Source organism: Mycobacterium sp. NGS59, from assembly GCF_059812345.1.
Window position 1 is genome coordinate 103,249 of record NZ_JCALCN010000012.1, and the last position, 24,546, is coordinate 127,794.

The following is a 24,546-nucleotide window of genomic DNA, read 5'->3' on the forward strand; positions in this document are numbered from 1 at the left end:
TTGGTAACGGGCGCCGGTACCTACGCGGCCGCTGAAGCCGTCAACGTGTTGTCGCTGCAAGGCTTCGAGCAGACGTTGGAGCAGACGCTGCTGGAAGTGGTGGACACGGTGAACGTGCCGGTCACGGCGTTGACCGGGCGCCCGCTGATCGGCAACGGCGCCAACGGGGCTCCCGGGACCGGGGCGAACGGCGCGCCCGGCGGTTGGTTGATCGGTGACGGCGGCGCCGGTGGATCGGGTGCGGCGGGACCTCCCTTCGGTCACGGCGGCGGCGCCGGCGGCGATGCGGGGCTGATCGGTACCGGGGGTGCCGGCGGGGCCGGAGGTACCGGCGGGGCCGGCGGTCCGGGCGGGCGCGGTGGGTGGCTGTTGGGCACCGGCGGTGTCGGTGGAGCCGGTGGTTACGCGGCCATCGGGACCGCCGGAGCGGGCGGGGCCGGCGGGGCCGGCGGGTTGTTCGGCGGCGGCGGTGCCGGCGGTGTGGGCGGTTTCGCGGCGACCGGGGCGGGCGGGGTCGGCGGTGCGGGCGGGTCCGGAGGGCCGCTCAGTGGCCTGGTCGGCGCCGGCGGCGGGGTCGGTGGGGCCGGCGGGGCCGGGGTCACCGGGGGTACCGGCGGAGCCGGCGGTGTCGGCGGCCTGCTGTTCGGTGAAGGCGGCGGCGGTGGCACCGGCGGACTGGGCGGCACCGGGGGTGGCGGTACCGGTGGTGCCGGCGGTGCGGCCGGTCCGCTGTTCGGCAACGGCGGCGTCGGCGGAACCGGCGGCAGCAGCTTCGCCGGAGATGGCGGGGCCGGCGGCAGCGGCGGGCACGCCGGCTGGTTGCTGGGATCGGGCGGTGCCGGTGGCGCCGGCGGCAGCAACTCCGGCGCGGGGGTCGGCGGCCACGGCGGCGCCGGCGGCGACGCGGGCCTGATCGGGTTCGGTGGCACCGGTGGCGTCGGCGGCTTCGCCTTGGCCGGGGCCGGCGGGGCCGGCGGGAGCGGCGGCGCGGGTGCCCTGCTGTTGGGCAGCGGCGGAGCCGGTGGGGCCGGCGCCCAGGGCGCCCCGGCCTTCGCCGGTGGTGCCGGTGGCGCCGGCGGCAGGGCCACGCTGCTCGGACTCGGCGGAATGGGTGGCGTAGGCGGACTCGGAACTCCTGCGGGTGCCAACGGCGCTACCGGCGACAACGGGCTGTTGCTGCCGGCGGCGGCGCTCAACGTGATCAACGTGCCCAGCGTGTTGCTGACCGGACGGCCGCTGATCGGCAACGGCGCCCCGGGCGGCGCCGGCACAGGAGCTGCGGGCGCCCCCGGCGGATGGCTGCTCGGTGACGGCGGGGCCGGCGGATCCGGCGCCAACGGCATACCCGGTGGTCCGGGCGGCGCCGCCGCGTTGTTGGGCAGCGGCGGCACCGGTGGGGCCGGCGGGCTCGGCGCGACCAGTGTGGGCCGGTCCGGCGGCCAGGGCGGCAACGGCGGCTTGTTCTTCGGCAACGCGGGCGGCGGCGGAGCCGGTGCGGTCGGCGCCGACGGCAACGGCGGCGGCGGTGGAGCCGGCGGAACCGGAGGGATCTTCGGCGGCGGCGGGGCCGGCGGCACCGGCGGCATGGCCAACTCGGCGATCCCCGGGGTACGTGGCGGGTCCGGCGGGTCCGGCGGGGCCAGTGGAGCGTTGAGCGGGCTGGTCGGTGCCGGCGGTGGTACCGGCGGGGTCGGCGGAGCCGGTGCCATCGGCGGTGCGGGCGGAGCCGGCGGGCCGTCCGGGATCGCCGGTTCGCTGTTCGGCGGCGGAGCCGGCACTCTCGGCGGCTCGGTGATCGGTGCCGGCGGCGGCGGCGGTGATGGCGGTGCCAGCCTGTCCGGTGTCGGTGGTCCCGGCGGAAATGGCGGCGCGGGTGGACAATTCGCCGGTGCCGGCGGCTCCGGCGGGGCCGGTGGGTCGGTGCTGCAGCCCGTGGCCACTAGCGGCGGTGGGGGTCAAGGTGGAGGCGGAGGCAACGCCGGCTTGCTCGGTTCCGGCGGTTCCGGCGGTGCGGGCGGCGCGGCGGGAGCGTCCCTCCTCACGCAGATCCCTGGCGGTCAGGGGGGCCTCGGCGGCACCGCGGGCCTGCTGGGGACCGGCGGTGCCGGTGGGACCGGCGGCTTCTCCGCCTCCGGCATCGGCGGGACCGGAGGCAACGGCGGAGTCGGCGGCGCGCTGCTCGGTGACGGCGGTCCCGGTGGGACCGGCGCCGAAGGTGGCCCGAGTTTGGGTGGCGGGAACGGCGGAATCGGGGGCAGCGCCCGGCTGATCGGCGACGGCGGCAACGGCGGCAACGGCGGCAACGCGGCGACTGTCGCTTTGCTGGGCGGCCCCGGCACCATCGGTTCCGGTGGAATACTGCTGGGCCTCAACGGGATTCCCGGGTTGCCGATGAGCCCGAACCTGTTGGTCAACGGGAACTTCGAAATCGCCACCCCGTCACCGTCGGGCACCAGCTCGGTAACCTACCCAGGCTGGTCGGTAAGCGGCACCCCCACCATCATCGCCTACGGCACGCTCCGACCCCTCTACGTATTGGGAGTTTCCGCCCCGTTCCCGGACCTGCCGGGTTTCCTGAGCTACCCGCAAACCTCACCTCCGGGTGCGGGCGCCAACTTCGCCGGCGGCGGACCCGTGGCCACCACCAGCATCAGACAAACCGTCGACCTCAGCGCCGCGGCTGCCAGGATCAACACCGGCACGACGCCCTACACACTCAGCGGGCTGCTCGGCGGTGCCCTCATCGACCCATCCTCGACCGCCCTGCAGGTCACCTTCCTGAACTCGAGTGGCGCAGTCCTCGGCACCGGCTCGACCACCACGGTCAGCGCCATCGATCGCCTGGGACTCACCGGATTACAGCCTCGATCGGTCTCTGGGACGGTCCCGGCGGGCACCACCTCCGCGGTCGTCACCGCCACGTTCAACGACGGCAACCCGGTCCTGAACCACTACAACAACGCCTACGCCGACAACCTGTCGTTCACCGTCGGCGCTCCGGGCCTCACCCCGGCAGCATTGACCGTGCCAAGCTCCAACGTCGGCCAACTCGACCATGTGTTCCTGATCTACATGGAAAACCACGGCTTCAGCGACATCGTCGGCAGCGTCAACGCCCCCTACACCAACAGCCTGCTAGGCACCTACGGGTCGGCGGGTAGCTTCTACGCCAACAGCCACCCCAGCGCCCCCACCTATTTCCGGATCCTGGGCGGCTCGGACTTCGGCATCACCTACAACCCCAACCCACCCTCCATCAACGCACCCAGCCTCATGCAAGAGATGGACGGCGCCGGTGTTACGTGGGCCAACTACGCGCAGAGCATGCCCTACCCGGGCGCGCTGGTGTCCTCGGGTGACTACAGCACCTTCCAGATACCCGCTGCCCAGTACAGCTACGTCTACAACAACACCGTCGCCTACCAGCAACAGCACCTGCTCCCACTGACGCAGTTGAGCATCGATCTCCAAAACGCGAACACCACCCCACGGTTCAGCTGGATCGTCGCCAACAACGCCAACGACATGGAAGGCCCGGTCGATTCGCCCCTGGGCGTCCTCAACTTCGTCGGCAGCCAACTCACCAACCACCAGTACAACGTCGCCGCCGGCGACCAGTTCCTCCAACAACAGGTCTCCCTGATCCAGAACTCCACGGCATGGAACACCGCCGGCCAGCGCGACGCGATCATCATCACCTGGGACGAGGACTACAACAACATCGGACTGGGCATCGGCAACGAGGGCAACCACGTCCCGATGATCGTCATCCCCAACCAGGGCGCCATCACATCGGGCGGAATGCTGTCCGGTCAGTTCACCACCTACTCGAATTACGACCAGTACAGCCTGATGTCGACGATCGAGTATGCGTTGGGGCCGGCGGCGGGAGTCCCATTGCCGCCTTTGACGTTCAATGACATGTATGCGGCACCAATGAACGATTTCTGGGCGTAGCTGGGTGGGCTCACCGAGCGGACCGATAACTGATCGCGCATGCTAAGGAACGGTCTCAGCCAGCACCCCGGTAACTTGCAGCGATTTGGACGGAGTGGGTGGCGACACGACGCAACAAGACGGGCCGCCCCCAGTTGGCGATGGTCAGCCGCTCGACGTCGCGCACTTCGCCAAGCATGAGGCAGTTCATGTGCAGATTCTCGTCGACCTGAGCTCGGCTTCTCAGCCACACTTCGACGGTGCGGAACATGTTGTCGCTCATCGCTGTGGTCAGCTGCTACCGATGAAGTCGATTGTCCAGCATCCACGGCTGCCGCACCTCGACAACCTGGCCAGCAGAAGCGGGACGCGCGGCTTCCCGCAGGCAGACCCTAATGTGAACCGGCTCGCAACACGTCACGGATCGCCTTAACAATGACATCGGGGCGTTCGACTGGGAGCCACGAGTGGCTTGTGCCGTCGGCGAATACTAGTTCGCCTCGAGGAAACCGTTTGACCAGAGCACGATTGGCGGCGTCCATTTTCGCGTATGCAGCGCGCCGACGGGTCGGCGACCGCGGCACAATTATCCGCGTCGGCACGTCCGGCAACGGCACACGTTCGAGTGCTCGCTTCATTTCCCGCAGATAACCAGCATGACGCGGCACAAGCCGTGCCGTCTGCAATCCCGCCCAAGGATGATTGTCGAGATAGCGGTAAAACCAGCGCAAGTTCGACTTCGTGACATCGTTGGGAGCCATATGTCGCACCACACGTCGGCCCATGCTTGTGCGGGGAAGCCTCAGCAGCTGGGCAGTCCCCACGAGGAAAAGCCCTCCGGCCGCCATGGCCATCCCCAGCAACTCGATCAGTCGTGATTCAGTGACCGGCGCAGAGGGATCGAGCAAGACCAACCCGGCCACTTCGTCTGGATGGCGTAAGGCGAACATCTGAGCAACCAAACCGCCCGACGACCACCCCACCACGACCACCGGTGTGGCGCAATGTAATTGCTGGATTACGCCATGGAGATCATCAGCCATTTCAGCAACGCTGCGTCGGGGCGGACCTTCCGAGCCGCCACTACCAGCGCGGTCGTAGGTCAAGACGGTGGCAAAGGAGGCAACCCACAGTTCCAACCAACCCCCGAACGCGTCCGTCGTTGCTTCACCTGCCCCGCCGGCTTCAAGGACCACCGTGGGCCCCCGACCAAGGACACGTGTACGAATGACCCGGTCGCCAAGGGAGACCGGCGTGGTGGTTTGCGTCGGCAACCTATTTCCCACTCTCGTTCAGGGGCACGTCGCCGCTTGTCGCTGCGGGGCACCCGCGCTGAGCGAGAAACCGCTTGCGCCCAGTCTAATCTGGCGCAGCTGCTGTCGATGATCCGGTTGGTCCGGCTCACCCGCAACGCCAGCGAGCGTGATGTGCGCCGATTCTCGCCGACCGCCCAAGTGCTCCTGCGACCTCGGCGAATGCGTTGCGGCATAACGACACCCGCGTCGGTGACTCGCGAGACCCACCGGGTCCGGATCAGACTGATTCGGACATCAGCACCGGGTGATTCAATGACGGGGGACTCGCCGCCGGCGCCAGTGACGCCGACAGCGGATGAGATCTCCCGCAGCGGTTGCTCACCGCCAACGACCACCATCGTTGACTGATCTGTGAAACATCAGACGCAGGTGGGCCCATCGCCTGTCGATTCAGGTCCTGCTGAGTCGGCGACAGCGAGCATCAGGGTCATCGGCGCGGGGTCGTCAGTTTGGGCCACGTACATACCGAGTGCGTCTCGATCACTGCAGGCGCACGCCGTTATACGCGGCGGACGGGGCGATGCCGAACATCTCGTGAAACACTCGGTTGGCGTGTGAGCTGTCAGTGAATCCGGCGGCGTGGGCCGCGGTGGTCAGGGTGCCCCCGCTGCGGGCCACCTCCATCGTCCGGATGGGCCGCGCCCATCGCACATAGGCAGGAAATGACAGGCCGACGTCGCGGGCGAACAGACGGCCAAGCCGGTCAGCCGATATGTTCACCGCACGCGCCACCTCGGTGAGTCGTAACGGCCCGCACAGCAGGTCGGGCAGAAGATCAATCGCCGCGCGAAGGCAGGAGTGCGGTGCGCCGGCATGCGATGATACCGAACCGGTACCCCATAGTTGTCCCAGTACCGTGCTGGCCGCTGGGGAAAGGTTCTGTTGCTCAATCGGATTGGCAACGCGCCTGGCGGCCGCCAACCATGATCGCGCATCGCCACGGGCACCGGGAGCCAACAGCGTAGCCAGCCGGCGACCGGAACCGCTGGTGGGCTCGAGATAGATCATCAACCCGGTAGCAGGGCCGGCATCGAGAGCGTGGGAAGCACCGGCCGGGACGACGCCGGCTCTCGACGAGCAGGTTGTAGGTGCCCGCCGCCGCGGCTTCAAGTTGACCAAGCCCGCGTTGCTCGCAAACGGTGGCAAAGTAGATGTGTTGATCCCTTCATCCGTCCATAGGAGTTCTGTGAGATTCCCCCGAACCGACGCCATCGGCCTGCTGGTGGTTGGTGCACTGGTGTTGTCGGGATGCGGCAGCAACACGAATACCTCCGCTCCCTCGTCAGGGCCATCGGCGAAAGTCGACTGTGGTGGGAAGGCGGAACTCAACGCCAGCGGCGCGACCGCACAAGCAAACGCGATACAACAATTTGTCAATGCCTTCGCCCACGCGTGCCCTGGTTACACGCTGGACTACGAGGCGAACGGCTCTGGCGCCGGCGTCGCGCAGTTCATCAAGGGCGAAACGGATCTGGCCGGGTCCGGCATACCATTGGACCCGGCCAAAGGTGAAACCAACAAGGCGGCGGCACGGTGCGGGTCCCCCGCCTGGCAGCTGCCGGCACTGTTTCAACCGATCGCGATCACTTACCACGTCGGCGGCGTGAGTTCGCTGAAGCTGGACGCGCCTACGATGGCGAAGATCTTCAACGGCACCATCAACAGGTGGGATGACCCGGCGATCAGGGCGCTCAATGCAGGCACCAGCCTGCCCTCGTCGCCCATCCGGGTCATCTTCCGCAGTGACGAGTCCGGTAACTCGGCCAACTTCCAGCAATACCTCAATGCCGCCTCCAACGGCGCCTGGGGCAGAGGCGACGGCGCGACGTTTGAAACGGGCGTCGGTACCGGCGCCGACGGGGACAATGGGGTGACGGCGGCCCTGCAGACCACCGACGGATCGATCACCTATACTGCCTGGTCATTCGCGCTGGGCAAACAACTGAACATCGCCCAGATCATCACCTCAGCAGGATCGGATCCCGTATCGATCACGCCCGAGTCAGTCGCCAAGACGATCGCGGGAGCCAGAATCGTGGGTCAGGGCAATGATTTGGTGTTGGATACGTCATCGTTCGCCAAGCCGTCGCAGCCCGGCGCGTACCCGATCGTAGAGCCAACGTATGAAATCGTCTGTTCGAAGTATCCGGAGTCCGCCACGGGCAGAGCCGTCAGGGCGTTTATGCAGGCGATTATAGGTCCGGGGCAAGAGGGCTTGGCGCAGTATGGATCCATCACACCGCCGAGCGGGCTCCAGGCGCGGCTGGCAACAGCGGTGAACGCTATCTCTTGATCACATGAAGGAGTTTGATGGCAGGCGTCAGTGAGCCCGGGCCGAGGACAGGCTCGCTTGTCGGGCCGTATCGGCTGATACGGCTACTCGGCCGCGGCGGAATGGGCGAGGTCTATGAGGCCGAGGACACCCGCAAACACCGGGTGGTGGCGCTGAAGTTGATCTCAGAGCAATTCTCCGCCGACCCGGTGTTTCGCGAGCGGATGCAGCGCGAGGCGGACGCCGCAGGACGGCTGACCGAACCGCATGTGGTGCCGATCCACGATTACGGCGAGATCGACGGGCACCTGTACCTGGACATGCGGCTGATAGACGGTATCTCTTTGCGCCGCATGTTGACGGCCTACGGTCCGCTGACACCGGCCCGAGCGGTGGCCATCGTGCGACAGGTCGCCGCCGCGCTGGACGCCGCACACGCCAGCAGGGTCACGCACCGCGACGTCAAACCGGAGAACATCATCATCGGCGTCGACGACTTCGCCTATTTGGTCGACTTCGGCATCGCCCGTGCCGCAACCGATCCGGGGCTGACCCACACCGGGATGGCGCTGGGAACCTACAACTACATGGCTCCGGAGCGATTCGCCGGCGACAAGGTTGACTTCCGGGCCGACATCTATTCGCTGGCTTGTGTGTTGGCCGAGTGCTTGACCGGGTCACCTCCTTACCCCGGCAGCAGCATCGAGAGGGTGATCAGCGCGCATCTGATGGAGCCCGCCCCGCGGCCCAGCCAACTGCGGCCGGGCCTAGTTCCGGCGGGTCTCGACCACGTGATCGCCAGAGGAATGGCCAAAAACCCCGCGGAACGTTTTCGCAGCGCCGGTGAACTGGCCGCCGCTGCCCACGACGCACTGACCACAGGCGAGCAGAACCAGGCGGCCGCGATTGCGCAGCGCGGCGAGCGAAATATCCTGTCGAGCGGTACCGGCCCAGCCACCGCCGACTCCGTCACCCAGGCCAGGCCGTGGTCAGCAATGTCAAGTTCGCCCGCTACCCAGAGCGGGTGGACACCGCCACCGGCCGACACCGCCAGCTGGCGCGGCCGACCCAATGTCCCACCCTTACTCAGCCCTACGGGCCCACCGGAGCCGGCCTTGACATCCGGGGCACGGGCGAAGCCTCGACGCAGACGCATGCGGGTCCTGATCGGCGCCGCCGCACTAGTGGTGCTTGTCGCCGTCATCATCGCCGGACATCTGCTCAGGCCGAAACCGCAACCAGCGGCATCGGCGCCCGGACAGACAGTGTTGCCGTTCACCGGGATCGGCTTTTCTCTCTCGCCAGGCGGGGTGGCGCTGGACAATACCGGCAGCGTGTATGTCACCAGCCAAGGCATGTACGGGCGGGTGGTGAAATTGGCTGAAGGATCGTCCACCCCGACCGTGCTGCCATTCACCGGCCTCTACCAACCGCAGGGGCTGGCGGTAGACGCCAACGGCACCGTGTACGTCGCCGACTTCAACAACAGGGTGGTCAAGCTGGCGGCCGGATCCAATACCCAGACGGTGCTGCCGTTTACCGGCCTCACATACCCGCAGGGCGTGGGGGTCGATGCCGCCGGCAACATCTATGTCGCAGACCGCGGCAACAACCGGGTGGTGAAACTGGACGCCAAATCCAACACTCAGGCTGACCTGCCGTTCACCGGCCTAAACCATCCAGATGGTGTTGCCGTAGACCCCTCGGGCACCGTTTATGTCACCGACTCGGACAATGACAGAGTGCTGAAGCTCAACTCCGGGTCGAGCACTCCGACGGAATTGCCCTTCACCGGACTTGCCGTGCCCTCGGGTATCGCGGTAGACACCGCCGGCGCCGTCTACGTCACCGACCACGAGACGGGCAAGGTCGTCAAGCTGGATACCGGATCGAGCACCCCGACGACACTGCCGTTCACCGGCGGCCATCCCGTGGGCGTGGCGGTCGACGCCTCCCACAAGAAGGTGTTCGTCGCCGACAACGGCAACGGCAGAGTGGTGCAGCTGGCAACGGGTTAGCCGGAGTTCCTGCAATCCGCTGCAAGATCGCCTAACGGACGTTCGCCGGTCCGGTGCGAACTGATCCGATGGAAACGACCCTTGCCGAATCCCTGAGCCGGCACCACGAGGTGAACGCCGCAATCACAACAACGCTCGCTACAGCGAGCCCAGAATCGTCTGCATTGTCGTGATCTCCTTCTGCTGCGTGTTGACGATCGACTGCGCCATCGCAGTAGCAGCAGAATACTGACCGGACTGGATTTCGTGCTGAGCCATGCTGATTGCGCCCTGATGATGCTGAATCATTTGGTTAAGGAACAACTTGCTGGCGTCGACACCTTGCGCGTCTCGCAGAGCCTGCATGTCTTGCTCGGACATCATTCCGTCCATTCCGCCCATCCCGGGCATGCCGGGCATGCCGCTGTGGCTCGGCATGCCGGGCATCCCGCTTTGACTCGGCATGCCGGGCATCCCGCTTTGACTCGGCATCCCGGGCATGCCGGGCATCGTCGACGAGGGCGACATGCCACCCGGGGTCGCCGGCTGTCCCCACTGGTTGAGCCACGTCTGCAGCTGTTGAATTTCCGGTCCCTGCGCCGCCTTGATCTGGTTGGCCAGGTCGATCACGCGAGGATCGATGCCCTGCTTTCCAAGAATGACGTCGCTCATCTGGATGGCTTGCTGATGGTGGGGAATCATGTGCTGGGCGAACATGACGTCTTGATCGTTATGCGCCTGCGAACCCGCCGGCGAACCCGACACACTCGACGATCCGGCCGTCGTGGCACTGGATCCGGCCTGGTTGCCGGAGCTGCCGCATGCGGTCAAGGTCAGTAGCGCCATGACAGCAGCTGCAGAGGCGGTCAACGATCGTTGCACCATCAGGATGACTTCCTTTCGATAATCAACAGCGGAGTCGATTCCATATACCTAATACGGGTAGACGGTAGCAGGCGCTGCAGGCGGCCCCCGCGGCGAAGGAGGTCTGAATGCAATCAGGTACCGAAACTGCGCGTCGGAGCGGTCCGCGTTCCGATGGTGTTTCGCCAAGGGCCTACGAGATGTTTTCCGAGCCCCCGTATTTCGGCCAGCGAGCCCGTATTTGGGACTGCCTCGTCGCAGCGTCCGGCGCGCGGTCGGATCCAAAGGGTACTCGAACTTGGTTGCGGCACAGGTTATTTTGCTCGCCGAATCGCGCCGGTGGTGGGTCCTTCGGGAGCGGTGATGAGAATCGATCCGTCACCGCCGTCCCAGCGTCTCCCGCCACCACCGCCGTGTCCTCCGCCGCCGGACCCGATACACCATGTCTGGCAACGGGGGTTGAAAGAGTCGTGGCGCCAATTGCAGTCCCCGTTCGGACCCCAGACGGGGTTTTGATGAGCCCCGGAGTACCAGGGATCAGTTGTGGACGGTGCCCGTTGTGCCGCAGCGTCAGCAGCGCCAACCTCGTCACCCCGCGCCAAGCTCGTTGTGTTGCAACGGCACCGCAGCAATCGCCATCTTTGGCTTCATACCCAGGCGCCACCCGCAAAGTGGCTCGCCAATCGTCGCGCGACCCCAACAAGGGGTCTGACCGGCCGTGACAATCGTGTTATATCCGGACCGGAGGCCCCGTCACGGCGCCGACGCGGCCGCATGGATCGGCGCGTCACCGGCACATGCCGGCCGGTAGCGCCGCCTCAAGGGCTGTCAAGGTCGGTGCGAGGACCGGTAGTTCGGGCAGGTGGCCGGCCGTGGAGCCGGGATCTTTCAATCCGGTCGACGTCGACAGCAAGACGACGCTCTCGTCAGCATCGATCCAACGTCGGGAAGCGAGCTGTTGAGCGGCAAGTACCGCTAACACGGAGGCGCCTTCTGCGTAGATGCCCTCCGTGGACGCCAACTCGAGCTGCATACGGACAATAGCGTCATCGCTCGGTTCTGCCACGGCGGTCCCCTGGGTGGCCCGGACCGCCTCCAAGCCTTGATAGGTGGCCACCCGCGCAGCGACCGAGAACGCGCGGGACGGCCCAGTGGGCACCGTCGGCTGATGCCCCGGTGGGGCGTGGAGCCCCTGCGCGTAGGCGCCGAACGGATCAACCGCGACCAACCTGGGCATGCGGGTGGTCAGGCCGAGACGGATCAGGTCGTCAAAACCCCGGCGAATTCCAGACAACGCGTCCCCGTAGGCGGTCGGGACGACGACCACGTCGGGCGCTTCCCCGAGTTGTCCCCACAGTTCGTAGGCGATCGTCTTGTATCCCTCCACCCCGAACGGGTTGGAACCGATCGGCGGGGTCACTGCCCCGGATATCGGGGTCCAACCGAACGCTTCGACCGCTTGACGCAGTACCGACCACCGGTCCGGGCCTTTCTCGTATGCGACGAGGCAGGCGCCATAGGCTCGAATGAGAATGCTCATCTCGCGCGGTATCGATGACAACGTAAGGACCACGCACCGAAGCCCTACCGCGGCTGCGTAGGCGGCCACTGCGGCGCCGTGGTTTCCCGTCGATGAGACGATGACAGTCGATGCTCCCGACGCCGCCGCCTTGGTGACGGCCGCCGCGGCCAGCCTGTCCTTGAACGACCACGTCGGATTGCGGGCTTCGTCTTTGAGTACGAGCCTGTGCAGTCCAACTCGGGGTCCCAGCCGATTCAACGGAATGATGGGCGTCTGGCCTTCGCCCAAGCTCACCGGAGTGTCCTCTGGCGCCAGAGGCAGCAAATCGCGGTATCCGAAGATTCCTGACTGGGACGCCTTCCACGGCAGAGGGCCCACGTTGATCGCGTAGACCGGGGTCAGATTCACCCCGATACCGTCGCGTACGCAGCGCGGGCATCCAAAGGAGGCTCGATCTTCCGGTGCTTGTTCACCACAGCGGGGACACCGGAGCAATCCGAGATACCGGGCGTTCATATCAAGGGTCGGCCGCTCGCGTCAGCTTTGGTTACGAGCGCGGCTTGAAGGTGCGGAGCCGGAGGCTGTTGGTGACCACGAATACCGACGAGAACGCCATAGCCGCACCAGCCAACATGGGGTTCAGCAGGCCAGCGGCTGCCAGCGGCAGTGCGGCAACGTTGTAGGCGAATGCCCAGAACAGGTTGCCCTTGATCGTCGCCAACGTCCTACGCGAGAGCTCAATGGCGGCGGGTACCGCGCGCAGGTCACCGCGGACCAGTGTCACATCACTGGCCTCGATCGCGACGTCGGTACCAGTCCCCATCGCAAGCCCCAAATCGGCCTGCGCCAGGGCCGCGGCGTCGTTGACACCGTCACCGACCATGGCCACCACCTTGCCCTCGGCCTGCAACCGTCGCACAACCTCCACCTTGTCTTGCGGCAGCACTTCGCCGATGACCTGGTCGATGCCCACCTGCCCAGCGATCGCACGGGCCGCGGCAGCATTGTCGCCAGTGAGCATGATCGGGGTCAATCCCAGCCCACGCAGCCGCGCGACCGCCTCAGCCGACGTCGGCTTCACCGCATCGGCGACCACCAGGATTCCCCTGGCCGTGTCGTCCCAGCTGACCACGACCGCGGTCTTGCCGTCCGACTCCGCTTGACCCAGCGACCCGGTGAGGCTGTCCGGTAGCTGCTGGGAGCGATCCACCAAGAGCTGTCGGCGGCCCACTGTCACGGCGTGACCGTCGACAACTCCCTGCACGCCCAACCCTTCCCGGTTGGCAAAACCCTCGACGGTGGGCAGCTGACCGACCTTGTCACGAGCTGCCTTCGCGATCGCCCGGCCGATCGGGTGCTCGGAGGAGTCCTCCAGCGCGCCCGCCAACCGCAGCACCTCGGCGGGCTGTTCATCGGGCGCAGCGATCACATCCAGCAGGGCCATGTTGCCGGTGGTGACGGTGCCGGTCTTGTCGAGCACGATGGTGTCGATTCGCCGCGTGGACTCCAGCACTTCTGGTCCCTTGATCAAGATCCCGAGTTGTGCCCCACGGCCGGTGCCGACCATCAAGGCGGTCGGTGTGGCAAGACCCAGGGCGCACGGGCACGCAATGATCAGCACCGCCACCGCCGCAGTGAAAGCGGCGGCCACGGATCCGGTTGTCGCGGCCCAGAACCCGAACGTCGCCAGCGACAGCGCGATCACGATTGGCACGAAAATTCCCGAGATCCGATCGGCCAACCGCTGCGCCGGCGCCTTGCCCGATTGCGCCTCTTCGACCAGCCGCGCCATTTGCGCCAACTGGGTATCCGAACCGATCCGGTTGGCGTGCACCACTATTCGACCGCCGACGTTGACGGTAGCGCCCACTACCTGATCTCCGGGGCTGACTTCAACCGGCGCCGACTCCCCAGTGAGCATGGACACATCAACCGCCGAGGAGCCCTCGATCACCAGGCCATCGGTAGCCACCTTCTCACCAGGGCGTACTACGAATTCATCACCAACGGCGAGCTGCTCAATCGGAATGCGGTGCTCGACACCGTCTCTGCGCACCGCGACCACCTTGGCGCCGAGTTCTAACAGCGCCCGCAGCGCGGCGCCGGCCCGCCGCTTGGACCGCACCTCAAAAAACCGGCCGGCGAGGATGAAGGTGGTAACCCCCGCGGCGGCCTCCAGATAAATGTTGCTGGTGCCGTCGGTACGGGAGATCGTCAACTCGAATTGGTGCCTCATACCCGCCACACCGGCCGTGCCCCAGAACAACGCGTAGACCGACCAACCCAGTGCGGCGATCGTGCCCATCGAGATCAGCGTGTCCATGGTGGCGGTGCGGTGCCGCAGGTTCACCCAAGCGGCCTTATGGAATGGAAGCCCACCCCACACCACAACCGGCGCTGCCAGCGTCAGCGAGAGCCACTGCCAATTAGCGAACTGCAGGGCGGGCACCATGGCCATAGCAAGCACCGGCACGGTCAACACCAGCGAAACCAGCAGTCGTTGCCTTATCGCCGCGGCCGGATCGGTCTCTGCTCCCGGCACGGCAGACGCGTCGCTGCTGGCCGGTGAACCCTTGCTGGGCGCTTCCGCGGTATAGCCTGCCTGCGCCACCGTCGTCACGAGCTGATCGGTTGAGACGCTGCCGACGTAGTCGACGCTGGCCCTCTCGGTGGCATAGTTGACCGAGGCGCTGACGCCGTCGATCTTGTTGAGCTTCTTCTCAATTCGAGCCGCGCACGAAGCACACGTCATCCCGCCGATCTGCAGCTCAAGATGCCGGGTGGGTTCCGTGGCGGAGTCCATGCTCTGTTTCCTTCAGTTCGATCGGGACAGGTCGTCTTAGCGGACCATCTGGTAGCCGGCGTCTTCCACCGCATTCCTGACCGCACCAAGCTCGATCACGCCATCGCTGTTGATGGTCACTTTGCCGCTGCCAAGCTCCACATCCACTGCCGTGACATCAGGGATGCTGCCGACTTCCTCACGGACAGAGGAAGCGCAGTGCCCGCAGGTCATCCCAGAAACGGTGACTGTCAGGGTGCTCATAACGCTCTCCGATCTGTATGTGTAACGCCTGGATAATCCCTGTCTACCATACCCCCCCAGGGTAATCAAGGCAGGATGAAGAAGATCGCCCGGGTTTGCTTCCCGAAAATCGCGTTGCGCTGGTGGCGGCACGCAGTAGGACTAGCATGTACCCGGTTTGACCGCCTACGCACACCCACCATCGACGCGGCTACGATGTCTGACATCTCGTCTTGGGCCTTCGGTCGTTAGCGCCGGTTGAGGACCCGATGGTGTACCGGCCCGGCGAATGGCCGCAACTCATATCGCGAGCGCTTAAAGATCTTCTCACCGAGACGGACGGTAGGTCTCCAACTGTCGTCGGCGCCATCGCTCGACGAGTTCGCCGATCTCGTCCGGGTCGTCGGCGATCACGAGCAGATCGACGTCTTCTCCCGATACCAATCCGGTCTCCAGCAAGCGATCACGAATCCACCGCTCCAACCCGGTCCAGTGGTCCGAACACGCAAGCACGACAGGAAAGTTGCGTATCTTCTGAGTCTGGATGAGCGTCAGGGCCTCGAAAAGCTCGTCGAGCGTTCCAAAGCCGCCCGGAAGAACTACGAACGCCGAGGCGTAGCGGACGAACATCAGCTTGCGCACGAAGAAATAGTTGAACTGAAGTGAGAGGTCGATGAACTGATTCGGCTGCTGCTCGTAGGGCAGCTCGATGACAAGGCCTATCGACCGCACGCCGGCGTCGCGGGCGCCCTGATTCGCGGCCTCCATGATCCCCGGGCCCCCGCCGGTGATGATGTCGAATCCCAAGCTGCCCAGGCGTGCGGCCAGCGTGCGCGCCATCATGTAGTGCGGATGATCCGGCGGCGTCCGCGCGGAACCAAAGAACGACACGGCATGGGTGACGTCCGCCAGGGCCGCAAAACCATGCGCCACCTCGTCGCGGATCCTGGCAACGCGGCCGGGATCGCTGCCCGACAGCGGCGGAAAGCCCGGCCCCAAGTAGGACAGCAGATCCTCGTCGCACGTCGCGGGGATGCAGTCTCTTGACTCGTGCATTTGAGTCGATCGTGCCACGGCCACGGCGCCGACGAAACTCAACCGCCCCAAGCAGCTTCGTCTTGTCGCCCGTCGGGCAGCGATGTGATTCCCTCCGTACCCTTGGTCGGTTGAAGATCTCCCATCGGCTAGGGCTGGTACCTTATTTCGACGGCACTGACCGGCGGCGAGGGCGCATACGCGGACGAAGGCTGCCAATGGACAAGTGATCGACGGCAAGAGTTTGAGTAGCGGCCGCAAGGGTACCGATTTCGTGCGACCACAACAGACTAGGAGCCGCGATGTATGCGGGTGTGGCGTGGACCCTGTTGCTTATCGTGGCTGGGCTTGTCAGTGTCTACGCATTGCATCGCTTCAGTGCGATCAGCCCGAACACGCTGACAACACTGCCTTTTCAGTCGGGATGGCCACCTGAAGAGCATGCGTTGTCGCGATATCACGTTCGCTGGTATCTGGCGACACTGGTGTTTCTCGCCTTCGATGTCGAGATGTTGTTCATGTATCCCTGGGCACTGGTGGTCATAAAGATGGGCGCGACCGCCATCACTGAGATGTTTGTGTTTCTGGCCGCGCTGCTTGTGGCGGTGGCATGGGCGTGGCGCGAGGGTGCCCTGCGATGGGTTTGACGCGGTTGTTGGCGCGATGCGCAGCACGCCGGGCACACGTGCTGATCGTGGAAGTCCCTGGGTCGTGGGTGCTGCGCGCACAGACCGAACACCGACTTCGAGTCCGCGGTTGGTGCGTGGCTACCTCCCCCGCCGACGCTGACGTGTTAGCGATCTGCGGTACGCCGGGACCGGAACTGAAGGAGGCAATCGACCGGGTCTGGGACCAGATGCCAGGTCCTCGGGTCCGCGTCGAGTTGCCCGATTCCGGCGCAGTCGAATCGGCATTGCGTGGTGCGGCCATGCAGTTGGCCGAAGTCGAGGTGCACCGCCGGGACGCGCGTGAGCGGGCTCAATGTCCAGGGCCGAACGACGCTGACCGCAGCGAACAAGAACACCACGAGCACCAACACGATGACGTCCACGGCGAGCACGAGCACCACCAGCAGGGCGACCACGGCGGCCACGCCGACCACGGCGGCCACGCCGACCACGAGCACCACCCCACGAACCACGGTGAGCACGAACACATGGACCACAGCGCACACCAGCACATGCACCACGGTGGGATGGACATGGCGCCGGGTGGGATTGCGCTCGCCGAAGGCGGCAACGACCGTGACGGACTGGAGATGGACGTGCTGCACCTTCGCCTTGGGCCGGTGCTGCGGTATTGGCCCGCGGGGCTGGTGGTGCGGTGCTCGTTGCAGGGGGACGTGCTCGCCCAAGCCGAAGCGTGGATCGTCGATAAAGCAGTCGGCAACCTCGTTCCGCCGCCCGGACCGAGGGCCCACGCCGCGGCGCGCCATTGTGATCATGTCGTTGATTTGCTGGGACTGGCCGCCTGGCCGGGTGCGGCAGCAATCGCCCGTAGCGCGCGGGACGAGTTGCTCAGCGAGTCGGACACCGGGCACGCCGCTCGCCTGCTGGATACCCTGCACAGCAAGCTCCGCCGCTCGCGAACGCTGCGCTGGTCGTTGCGCGACATCGCATCGTTGACCCACACGGACTGCAGAACCCTCGAGCTGCCGACTGCCCTGGCCGGCGACTGCTACGACCGCCTCCTCGCGCAGGTCGACATGGCGCGGAACGCGCTCACGAACGAACCAAGCGGTGCCGCCACAGCTGCAACCAGCGTCCTCGACGCGCTGTCTCATCTGGTGAGCGGACTGGACGTCGGGGCCGCCCGGCTGGTGATCGCCAGCCTCGGCATCGACGCCGCACCTCGTCCGGGCGGTCGCCATGGCTGAGGTCTCGATCACGGTGGTTTCGGGCGTGTGGGCGCTGGCCGGCGTGGCATTGCTGCTGTGCCTCAGCTTCTACGCGGCGACCCTCGACGGCGTGCTCACGGCTGACGGCGGCAGACCAGGAACTGCGCTCTACGAAGTCGCGCGGCTGATGCGGCAGCGCCGTCGCACCACCGTGGCCGCCGATACGTTGCTGTGGCGCGCCGGCGGGGCGGGGCTGATCGTCGCTGCGTCACTCATGGTGACAGTTGTGCCATTCGGCCGTTGGACGCTGGCCGATCTCGACGTCGGTGTCATGTGGTTCAACGCCATGGACGTCACGGTGTGGGCGCTGGTGTGGCTTGCCGGCTGGGGTGCGAATTCCGCCCATCCCCTCGTCGGCGGCTATCGATTCCTGGCTCACGGGCTCGGTTACGAGTTGCCGCTGATGTTCGCGCTGGTCGCCCCGCCCATCGCCGCGCGGAGTCTCCGGGTAGCCGATGTGGCCGCCGCTCAACACGGGCTATGGTTCGCGGTGTGGATGCCGGTCGCGTTCGTCGTGTATTGCCTTGGGGCAGTGGCTTTTTCGGTGTGGGGGCCCTTCTCCGCGGCGCTGGGGGCTGATATTGCCGGCGGTGTCAGCGCAGAACTGTCCGGCGTGGATCGACTCGTATTCCAGGCGGGTCGCTTCACCCTCTTGGCTGCTGGTGCGGCGTTCGCGGTGCCGATGTTCCTCGGCGGCGGTGCGGGTCCGCTGCTACCGGCGTGGTCCTGGGTGTTGGTCAAGACCATCGCCGTGCTGTCGGTGTTCGTGTGGCTAGGCGGGCGGCTTCCGGTGCTGCGGCCCGAAAAATTCCTAGAGATCGGGTGGCTGGTGCTGTTGCCGCTCACGCTTGTTCAGGACCTCGTCGTGGCCATCATCGCAGTGAGGACGTGACTCTGATGATTGTCCACATCGTGTTCGGCCTGCTAGCCGTGACCGCCGTGCTGGGCGGAGCCGCGGTCTTCGTCGTCGATTCCATGGCCCGCGCCACCTACGCTCTGGCCGTTTCGTTCATTGCGGTCGGCGTCGTGGTTGTGCTGTTGCAGCAGAACTACATCGGCGTCGTCATCATCTTGATGATGGTGATGGAGATGGCGGTGATGGCGGTCTACATGGTCATGTTCATGGGCATGAACCCGGCGCTGATGCCCATGAGCATGGTGCACGACAACCGACGCGCATTAGCCGCTGCGATCGGAACGTTCGTGATGTTGGCGTCGGGGATCCTGCTGACCGACTGGCCCGCGCGGCGCGGCGCACCGCCGAAGGATTTGACCTTCGCGCTCGGCGAGGAGTTGATGGGCCCCAGCATGCTGGCTATGACGGTCATCAGCCCGGTGATGGTCGCGACCATCGTCGCCGGCGTCGTTCTGGCCGCCCGCCGCGGGCGCTATGACCGGTTCGGCGACGATCTCAAACGCAGACCCCCGAGCGATCCACAACCCGGCGGGTTGGGGCGATGACGCTGCAAACCGTCTTACTGGTGGCCGCGGCGCTGTTCAGCATTGGCCTCTACGGAGCACTCTCCCAGCAGGTCGTGGTCATGGTGATGATGGGCCTCGAGCTGATGATGAACGCAGTCATTCTGGCGGCCGGCGGGTTCTGGTGGTTCTGTTCCCCCGCACCGGCCGGACAGGTGGTGCTGCTGGTGATCCTCGCCGCCATGACGGTGGAGATGGCGATGGGTTTCGCGGCGGCCACGCTGTTGCACCGGGAACGCCGCACAGACATGACCGACTCGGCTGCCGACTTGGCCGGGTGACACGGGGTGACTTCGACAACGCAGCCAGCCCTATGGCTGTTGATCTGTCTTCCAGCAGTCTGCGGCGCGGCACTGATTCTCACGCGCCGCTGGGATCGGTTGGCGCCTGGGATATCGGTCGCGACGTCAGCGGTCGTGGTCGGGTTGTCGATCGTGGCGGCAATGACTCGTCCCGCTGTCAGCGTCGCTTTCGTGGCTGGTGGGCAGTTCGGGCTGTCCATGGACAGCCTGTCGGCGGTGGTGGTCCCCACCGTCGCGGTGGTTACCCTGCTGGTCCTGGTGTTCGCCGTGGCTGACATCCGCGAAGCCGCAGGCCGATTCCACGGGTTGATGCTGTTGTTCGCCTCGGCCGCCCTACTGACCGCGACCGCCGCCACTTTGCCGGCGCTGCTGCTGGCGTGGGAGGTGATGGGGGCCGCGTCGTATGCGCTGATCGGCTTCTGGTGGCGCGACGACTTTCGGATGTCGGCCGGCCTCACCGCGTTCGTGACGACCCGCTGCGCCGATCTGGGGCTGTATGTCGGCGCCGGCGCGGCCCTTGCCGGTGGCGCGGGATTTGCGCTGGCGGACCTGCCCCAGGCAACCGTGCCATGGCGCAACGTCATCGCGGTCGGCTTGTTCATCGCCGCCTTGGGCAAGGCGGCGCAGTTGCCGTTTTCGTTCTGGCTTTCCCGGGCAATGGAGGGTCCCAGCCCCGTCAGCGCGCTACTGCACTCGGCGGCGATGGTGGCCATGGGCGCATACCTGTTGTTGCGTATCCAGCCGCTGCTGGCAGCGACGGGATGGGCAGCCGAATGGGCGGCCTGGACGGGGGCGGTGACCGCGGTATTGCTGGGTGCTGTCGCGGTGGCTCAACGCGACCTCAAACAGCTGCTCGCCGCCTCAACCGCGGCGCAGCTCGGATTCGTGGTGATGGCAGCTGGGGTGGGCACGGTCAGCGGTGGCGCCGCGCAACTGGTCGCGCACGCCCTCACCAAGGCCGGCCTGTTTCTTGCCGCCGGCGCATGGCTGCTGCTGCTGGACACCAAGCAGCTGGACACGCTGCGCGGTGTGGCCCGGCGATGGCCGCTGCTCGGCTGGTCCGCCACCATCAGTGCGGCCGCTTTGGCGGGTATCGCGCCGCTATCTTTATGGGCGACCAAGGACGCCGTGCTAGCGGTCGCACTCGACCATTCGATCGCGCTTTACGTCGTGGGATTGGTGGCCGCAGCGCTGTCAGCGGCCTACGCGGGGAAGATTCTCGTCACCCTGTGGGGTGCGCCAGTGCCGAACGGAGATTCGCCGAATCCTCACGGGCTCAACGTCTTTGCGCAGTTGCCCATTTTGGTGTTCGCCGTGGGTGCCGCCGTGGCAGGGGCGCTCGCATTGCCGCCGATCGCGCCGACACTCAGCGGTGTCCTCGACCACCGCTCGACCGTCCACCCGGCCGCGGCGGAACTGGCAACCTCGGCCTTGTTAGCGCTTCTGGTCGTGGCTGCGGTCGTGCGTTGGGGGGTGCCCGAACCGCGATGGGCCGCCAACTGGCTCGGTCTGCAGCGGGCCGCCACCGCCGTGGTCACCCGTCCCACCCTGCGCCTGGCTCACGCGCTGGCCCGGTTCGACGACGGCGTTCTCGACCGTGCCGTGGACCGGGTCGCTTCCGGGACGCTACGAGCCGGCCGGTGGGCCGCGCGCATCGATGACCGTCGTGTTGATGCGGCGGTCGAATCGGTGGCGACGCGCACACGTCAGCTCGGGGCGCTGGCGCGCAAGCCGCAGACCGGCCAGCTGCACCAGTACTACCTCGCTGCCGTGGTGGTGGTCGTGGCAGCCGTCTTGCTTCTGATCGCGGTGAGGTGACCGGGTGCTCAGTTTGATCGTTTTCCTGCCATTGGCTGCCGCGGCGGGTGTGCTTGCGCTACCGAAGTCGGGCATAGCCGCGGCCCGCTGGGTGTGGGTCGCCGCAACCGCTGCGGATCTGTCGCTGACGGTGCTGGTTTGGGCACGCTATGCGACACCGGGCCCGAACCGGCTGGCTTTCGAGGAGCGGGCCCGCTGGATCCCAGGGGTCAACAGCAGCTACCACATCGGGGTCGACGGTATATCGCTGCCGCTGGTGGTCATGTCGGCGGTGATCTTCTTGGCCTGCGCGCTCTATGGGCTGCGGGGTCGAGACCGACCCGGGTCGCAGGCGGCGTTGTTCCTGTTTCTGCAGACGGTGAGCCTGGGTCTGTTCGTCGCCGCGGACCTGATCTTGTTCTTCGTATTCTTCGACCTGTCGATCGTGACGATGTACTTCGTGATCGCCGGATGGGGCCACGGTAACGCCGCCCGCTCGGCGCTGAAATTCTTCCTCTACACCTTTCTGGGCTCACTGGCGCTGCTGGTGGGCTTCATCGGCTTGTACATCGCCGCCAACCCGCACACATTCGACATGCCCGAGCTGATCGCGGGCAATCCGCTGGCCGGTCGCCCCCTGGCCGGCGGGCTGGTCCTCGCGGCGATCCTGCTGGGTCTGGCGGTCAAGACACCCACGGTGCCCTTCCACACCTGGCTGCCCCCCGCTCATACCGACGCGCCGGCCATCGGCTCGGCGGTGCTGGCGGGGGTACTGCTGAAGATGGGCACCTACGGGTTCGTGCGAATCGCGATGCCGATGCTGCCGCAGGCCTGGCGCGCCTGGGCCTGGGTGATCATTGCCGTCGGCGTCGTCTCGGTGCTCTACGGAGCCCTGGTTGCATTGGCGCAGCAGGACTTCAAGCGCATGGTCGCCTACACCTCCGTGAACCACATGGGCTACATCGTGCTGGCGCTCGGCGCTGCCGGCCTGCTCTCGGGCAGCACCGACCAGGCGCGTGCGGTGGCGGTCAGTGGAGCGGTCACACAAATGGTCAGCCACGGGCTGATCACCGGGGCGCTGTTCTTGCTCGCCGGGGTGTTCTACGACCGGGCGCGCAGTTACGACATGGATTCCTATGGCGGTCTCGCTGCACCGGCCCCGAAGCTGGCTGTGCTGTTCACCCTCGGCGCGTTCGCCTCGTTGGGGCTGCCGGGCTTCTCCGGGTTCATCGCCGAGTTTCAAATCTTCACCGGCGCCATCGCCGCCACACCACTGACCGCGCTCGCGCTACCGGGCATCCTGATCACCGCAGCCTTGTTTCTGCTTGCCCTGCAGCGCATATTCACCGGCCAGACCCGTGGCCACTCGCAGAACTTCCTCGATCTGCACCCCTCCGAAACCGGCTCGGCAGGAATACTTCTTACGCTCTCGATTTTGATCGGCGTTCTGCCGCGCCCGCTGCTGGATGTAATCGAACCGGCGGGACGCACGCTGATCGGGTTGGTCGGGAGATAGCTGGTGAACACCGCGATGCGGCCGCTGCTGATGCTGCCGGAGATGCTGACATTCGGCATTGGGCTGCTGGTCCTGATCGGCGGCTCATTTCTGTCCCGCCAGCGTCAATGGTGGGCCCGAATCGTCGCCGCCGCGGCGCTCATCGGTGTCGTCGTAGTCGCGGCGGTAGGAATCGCGGCCCCGGATCAGACAGCGTTCGACGGAGCCTTCGCCGTCGACACCACCACCGCAGTGGCGCGGATCACCGCCGCCATCGGCGTACTGGCAGTCCTGGCGCTGGCCGGCGACGACATCGCAGCAACAACGCGGGAAAGCGAAACCTATGCGCTGCTACTGTTTTCGACTGCCGGCGTCATGGTGCTCGCCGGAACTGACGACCTGCTCGTCCTGGCCACCGGATACCTGCTGGCCAGCATCCCGCTTTACGGGTTGATCGGACTGTCCCGTTCGGGCCCGGCGGCCGAGGCGGCTGTGAAGACCTATTTGATCGGCGCGCTGTTCGGGATCACTTTGCTGCTGGGCGTGACCGTCCTCTACGGGATCAGCGGGGCTACCCGGTATCACGAACTGGCCGCTCAATTGCGCGGCGCGCCAGCTGCGGTGGTGGCAACCGGGCTCGTGGCCGTGGTGGCCGGTCTGATGTTCGAAGCAGGCGGTGTGCCCGCCCACTTCTGGGTTCCCGACGCCGCCCAAGGCGCCAATGGCGTAGCGGCCGTCTACCTGACCACAGTGCCCAAAATCGGCGCACTTATCGCGCTGTACCGCGTGGCCGCCGTGGTGCCGCACACCGTTGCGTGGCCACTGCTGATCGCGATATTCGCTGTCGCGAGTATGACGTTGGGCAACTTGGCCGCCTACGGGCAACAGGATCCTCGTCGGCTCCTGGGGTGGTCGACGGTGAGCCAAGTCGGCTACCTACTGGTGCCTGTCACCGTCGCCGGTCGCAGCGAGCTGGCCCTGCCGTCGCTGCTGTTCTACCTGCTCGCCTACACCCTGACCAACAGCGCGGCCTTCGCGGTCAGCACCGCACTACCCGACTGGCGCGACCTTAGCGCCTACCGTGGTTTGGCGCGAGCCCGGCCCTGGCTGGCCGGGGCGCTGGTGGTGGCGCTGCTCGGGCTGGTCGGGACCCCACCCACCAGTGTCTTCGTCGCAAAACTCACCACCGCCATAGCCGTATGGGACGGTGGGTTCCCGTGGTTGGCCGTGGTGGTGTTTGTCAACAGCCTGCTGAGCCTCTTCTACTATCTGCGTTGGATCGCTCCGGTGTTCCAGAAGCCGCAAATGTCAGACGATTTCATCCCGGGCGGGTGGTCTGCGCGCGCCGCGATCGTCGCGGCAGCACTGAGCCTGGGGCTCGGCATTGCGGCGGGACCGCTGTGGGAGGTGCTGCCCACGACACCACTGCGGTAGCCGAGGCTACTCCCGCGGAGCGCCGCGAGCCGATAACGGGTGCGGATGTGGCTTTGCCCTGATCTGTCTGGGCGCGGGTTACCGGGGCACCAAAGCGCGGAACTGCTGGCGAAATCGGCATGGCGACCTCCCCCTGCGGAAGCCATCTCCCTTGAACTCAACGAGCCGTCCAAGG

Annotated in this window: 17 protein-coding genes and 3 pseudogenes; 12 read left to right on the forward strand and 8 right to left on the reverse strand. The window is 66.3% G+C overall.

The genetic code is table 11. From position 1 onward, the window contains the following. A pseudogene (locus tag AC5Y46_RS15420) lies at window positions 1-2,382 on the forward strand (PGRS repeat-containing protein); the annotation flags it as partial. Window positions 2,383-3,171: 789 nt separating this feature from the next. After that, window positions 3,172-3,957 (forward strand): annotated as a pseudogene (locus AC5Y46_RS15425) (alkaline phosphatase family protein); the annotation flags it as partial. Window positions 3,958-4,012: 55 nt separating this feature from the next. Here AC5Y46_RS15425 and AC5Y46_RS15430 read toward each other — a convergent pair. The 3 genes and pseudogenes from AC5Y46_RS15430 to AC5Y46_RS15440 all read right to left on the reverse strand — a co-directional run. After that, window positions 4,013-4,219 (reverse strand): hypothetical protein, encoded by a 207-nt coding sequence (locus tag AC5Y46_RS15430; protein ID WP_065165858.1) that lies wholly within the window; start codon window positions 4,217-4,219, stop codon window positions 4,013-4,015. Between the two features lie 109 nt (window positions 4,220-4,328). Next, window positions 4,329-5,222 carry an alpha/beta fold hydrolase gene (locus tag AC5Y46_RS15435; RefSeq protein WP_082994461.1) on the reverse strand — a complete coding sequence of 298 codons (894 nt, stop codon included), beginning with the start codon at window positions 5,220-5,222 and terminating at the stop codon, window positions 4,329-4,331. 510 nt (window positions 5,223-5,732) lie between these two features. Beyond that, a pseudogene (locus AC5Y46_RS15440) lies at window positions 5,733-6,329 on the reverse strand (helix-turn-helix transcriptional regulator); the annotation flags it as partial. Between the two features lie 109 nt (window positions 6,330-6,438). On the opposite strand from AC5Y46_RS15440, the gene pstS reads away from it, so the two are divergent. Both pstS and AC5Y46_RS15450 read left to right on the forward strand, forming a co-directional pair. Further along, window positions 6,439-7,545 (forward strand): phosphate ABC transporter substrate-binding protein PstS, encoded by a 1,107-nt coding sequence (pstS, locus tag AC5Y46_RS15445; protein ID WP_065165860.1) that lies wholly within the window; start codon window positions 6,439-6,441, stop codon window positions 7,543-7,545. Between the two features lie 17 nt (window positions 7,546-7,562). Next, window positions 7,563-9,542, forward strand: coding sequence for a serine/threonine-protein kinase PknD (locus tag AC5Y46_RS15450; RefSeq protein ID WP_065165861.1), 1,980 nt, complete (start codon window positions 7,563-7,565; stop codon window positions 9,540-9,542). A 138-nt stretch (window positions 9,543-9,680) separates the two neighbouring features. Here the strand turns inward: AC5Y46_RS15450 and AC5Y46_RS15455 are convergent, their stop codons facing one another. From AC5Y46_RS15455 to AC5Y46_RS15475, 5 genes are all read right to left on the reverse strand, one after another. Continuing rightward, window positions 9,681-10,406, reverse strand: coding sequence for a DUF305 domain-containing protein (locus AC5Y46_RS15455; RefSeq protein ID WP_065165862.1), 726 nt, complete (start codon window positions 10,404-10,406; stop codon window positions 9,681-9,683). Between the two features lie 766 nt (window positions 10,407-11,172). Next, the gene (locus AC5Y46_RS15460) at window positions 11,173-12,201 is read right to left on the reverse strand and encodes a pyridoxal-phosphate dependent enzyme (RefSeq protein ID WP_499992049.1); all 1,029 of its coding nucleotides are present in this window, start codon (window positions 12,199-12,201) and stop codon (window positions 11,173-11,175) included. A 253-nt stretch (window positions 12,202-12,454) separates the two neighbouring features. Then, the gene (locus AC5Y46_RS15465) at window positions 12,455-14,710 is read right to left on the reverse strand and encodes a heavy metal translocating P-type ATPase (RefSeq protein ID WP_065165863.1); all 2,256 of its coding nucleotides are present in this window, start codon (window positions 14,708-14,710) and stop codon (window positions 12,455-12,457) included. A gap of 36 nt (window positions 14,711-14,746) precedes the next feature. Continuing rightward, complete coding sequence (locus tag AC5Y46_RS15470; protein ID WP_065165864.1) at window positions 14,747-14,953, reverse strand: heavy-metal-associated domain-containing protein; 207 nt, start codon at window positions 14,951-14,953, stop codon at window positions 14,747-14,749. Between the two features lie 306 nt (window positions 14,954-15,259). Continuing rightward, a complete protein-coding gene (locus tag AC5Y46_RS15475) occupies window positions 15,260-16,030 on the reverse strand; it encodes an LOG family protein (protein WP_253873189.1) in 771 nt (256 codons plus the stop codon). Between the two features lie 239 nt (window positions 16,031-16,269). On the opposite strand from AC5Y46_RS15475, the gene AC5Y46_RS15480 reads away from it, so the two are divergent. The 8 genes from AC5Y46_RS15480 (at window position 16,270) to AC5Y46_RS15515 (ending at window position 24,371) form a co-directional block, all read left to right on the forward strand. Then, window positions 16,270-16,614, forward strand: a complete 345-nt coding sequence (locus AC5Y46_RS15480; RefSeq protein ID WP_065165865.1) for an NADH-quinone oxidoreductase subunit A — start codon at window positions 16,270-16,272, stop codon at window positions 16,612-16,614. Between the two features lie 116 nt (window positions 16,615-16,730). Further along, on the forward strand, window positions 16,731-17,843 hold the full coding sequence (locus AC5Y46_RS15485) for a hypothetical protein (RefSeq protein ID WP_499992054.1): 1,113 nt from the start codon (window positions 16,731-16,733) through the stop codon (window positions 17,841-17,843). Then, window positions 17,836-18,756, forward strand: coding sequence for a complex I subunit 1 family protein (locus AC5Y46_RS15490; protein WP_065165867.1), 921 nt, complete (start codon window positions 17,836-17,838; stop codon window positions 18,754-18,756). The genes AC5Y46_RS15485 and AC5Y46_RS15490 overlap by 8 nt, the downstream gene beginning before the upstream one ends. Before the next feature lie 5 nt (window positions 18,757-18,761). Then, a complete protein-coding gene (locus AC5Y46_RS15495) occupies window positions 18,762-19,325 on the forward strand; it encodes an NADH-quinone oxidoreductase subunit J (RefSeq protein WP_065165873.1) in 564 nt (187 codons plus the stop codon). After that, the gene (locus AC5Y46_RS15500; protein ID WP_065165868.1) at window positions 19,322-19,624 is read left to right on the forward strand and encodes an NADH-quinone oxidoreductase subunit NuoK; all 303 of its coding nucleotides are present in this window, start codon (window positions 19,322-19,324) and stop codon (window positions 19,622-19,624) included. Before AC5Y46_RS15495 ends, AC5Y46_RS15500 begins: the two co-directional genes overlap by 4 nt. Window positions 19,625-19,786: 162 nt before the next feature. Next, entirely contained in the window at window positions 19,787-21,463 is a 1,677-nt protein-coding gene (locus AC5Y46_RS15505) for a proton-conducting transporter transmembrane domain-containing protein (RefSeq protein WP_253873192.1), read from the forward strand. A 4-nt stretch (window positions 21,464-21,467) separates the two neighbouring features. Then, the gene (locus tag AC5Y46_RS15510) at window positions 21,468-22,958 is read left to right on the forward strand and encodes a complex I subunit 4 family protein (RefSeq protein WP_065165870.1); all 1,491 of its coding nucleotides are present in this window, start codon (window positions 21,468-21,470) and stop codon (window positions 22,956-22,958) included. Window positions 22,959-22,973: 15 nt separating this feature from the next. Continuing rightward, complete coding sequence (locus AC5Y46_RS15515) at window positions 22,974-24,371, forward strand: NADH-quinone oxidoreductase subunit N (RefSeq protein ID WP_065165874.1); 1,398 nt, start codon at window positions 22,974-22,976, stop codon at window positions 24,369-24,371. Window positions 24,372-24,546 lie beyond the last annotated feature (175 nt).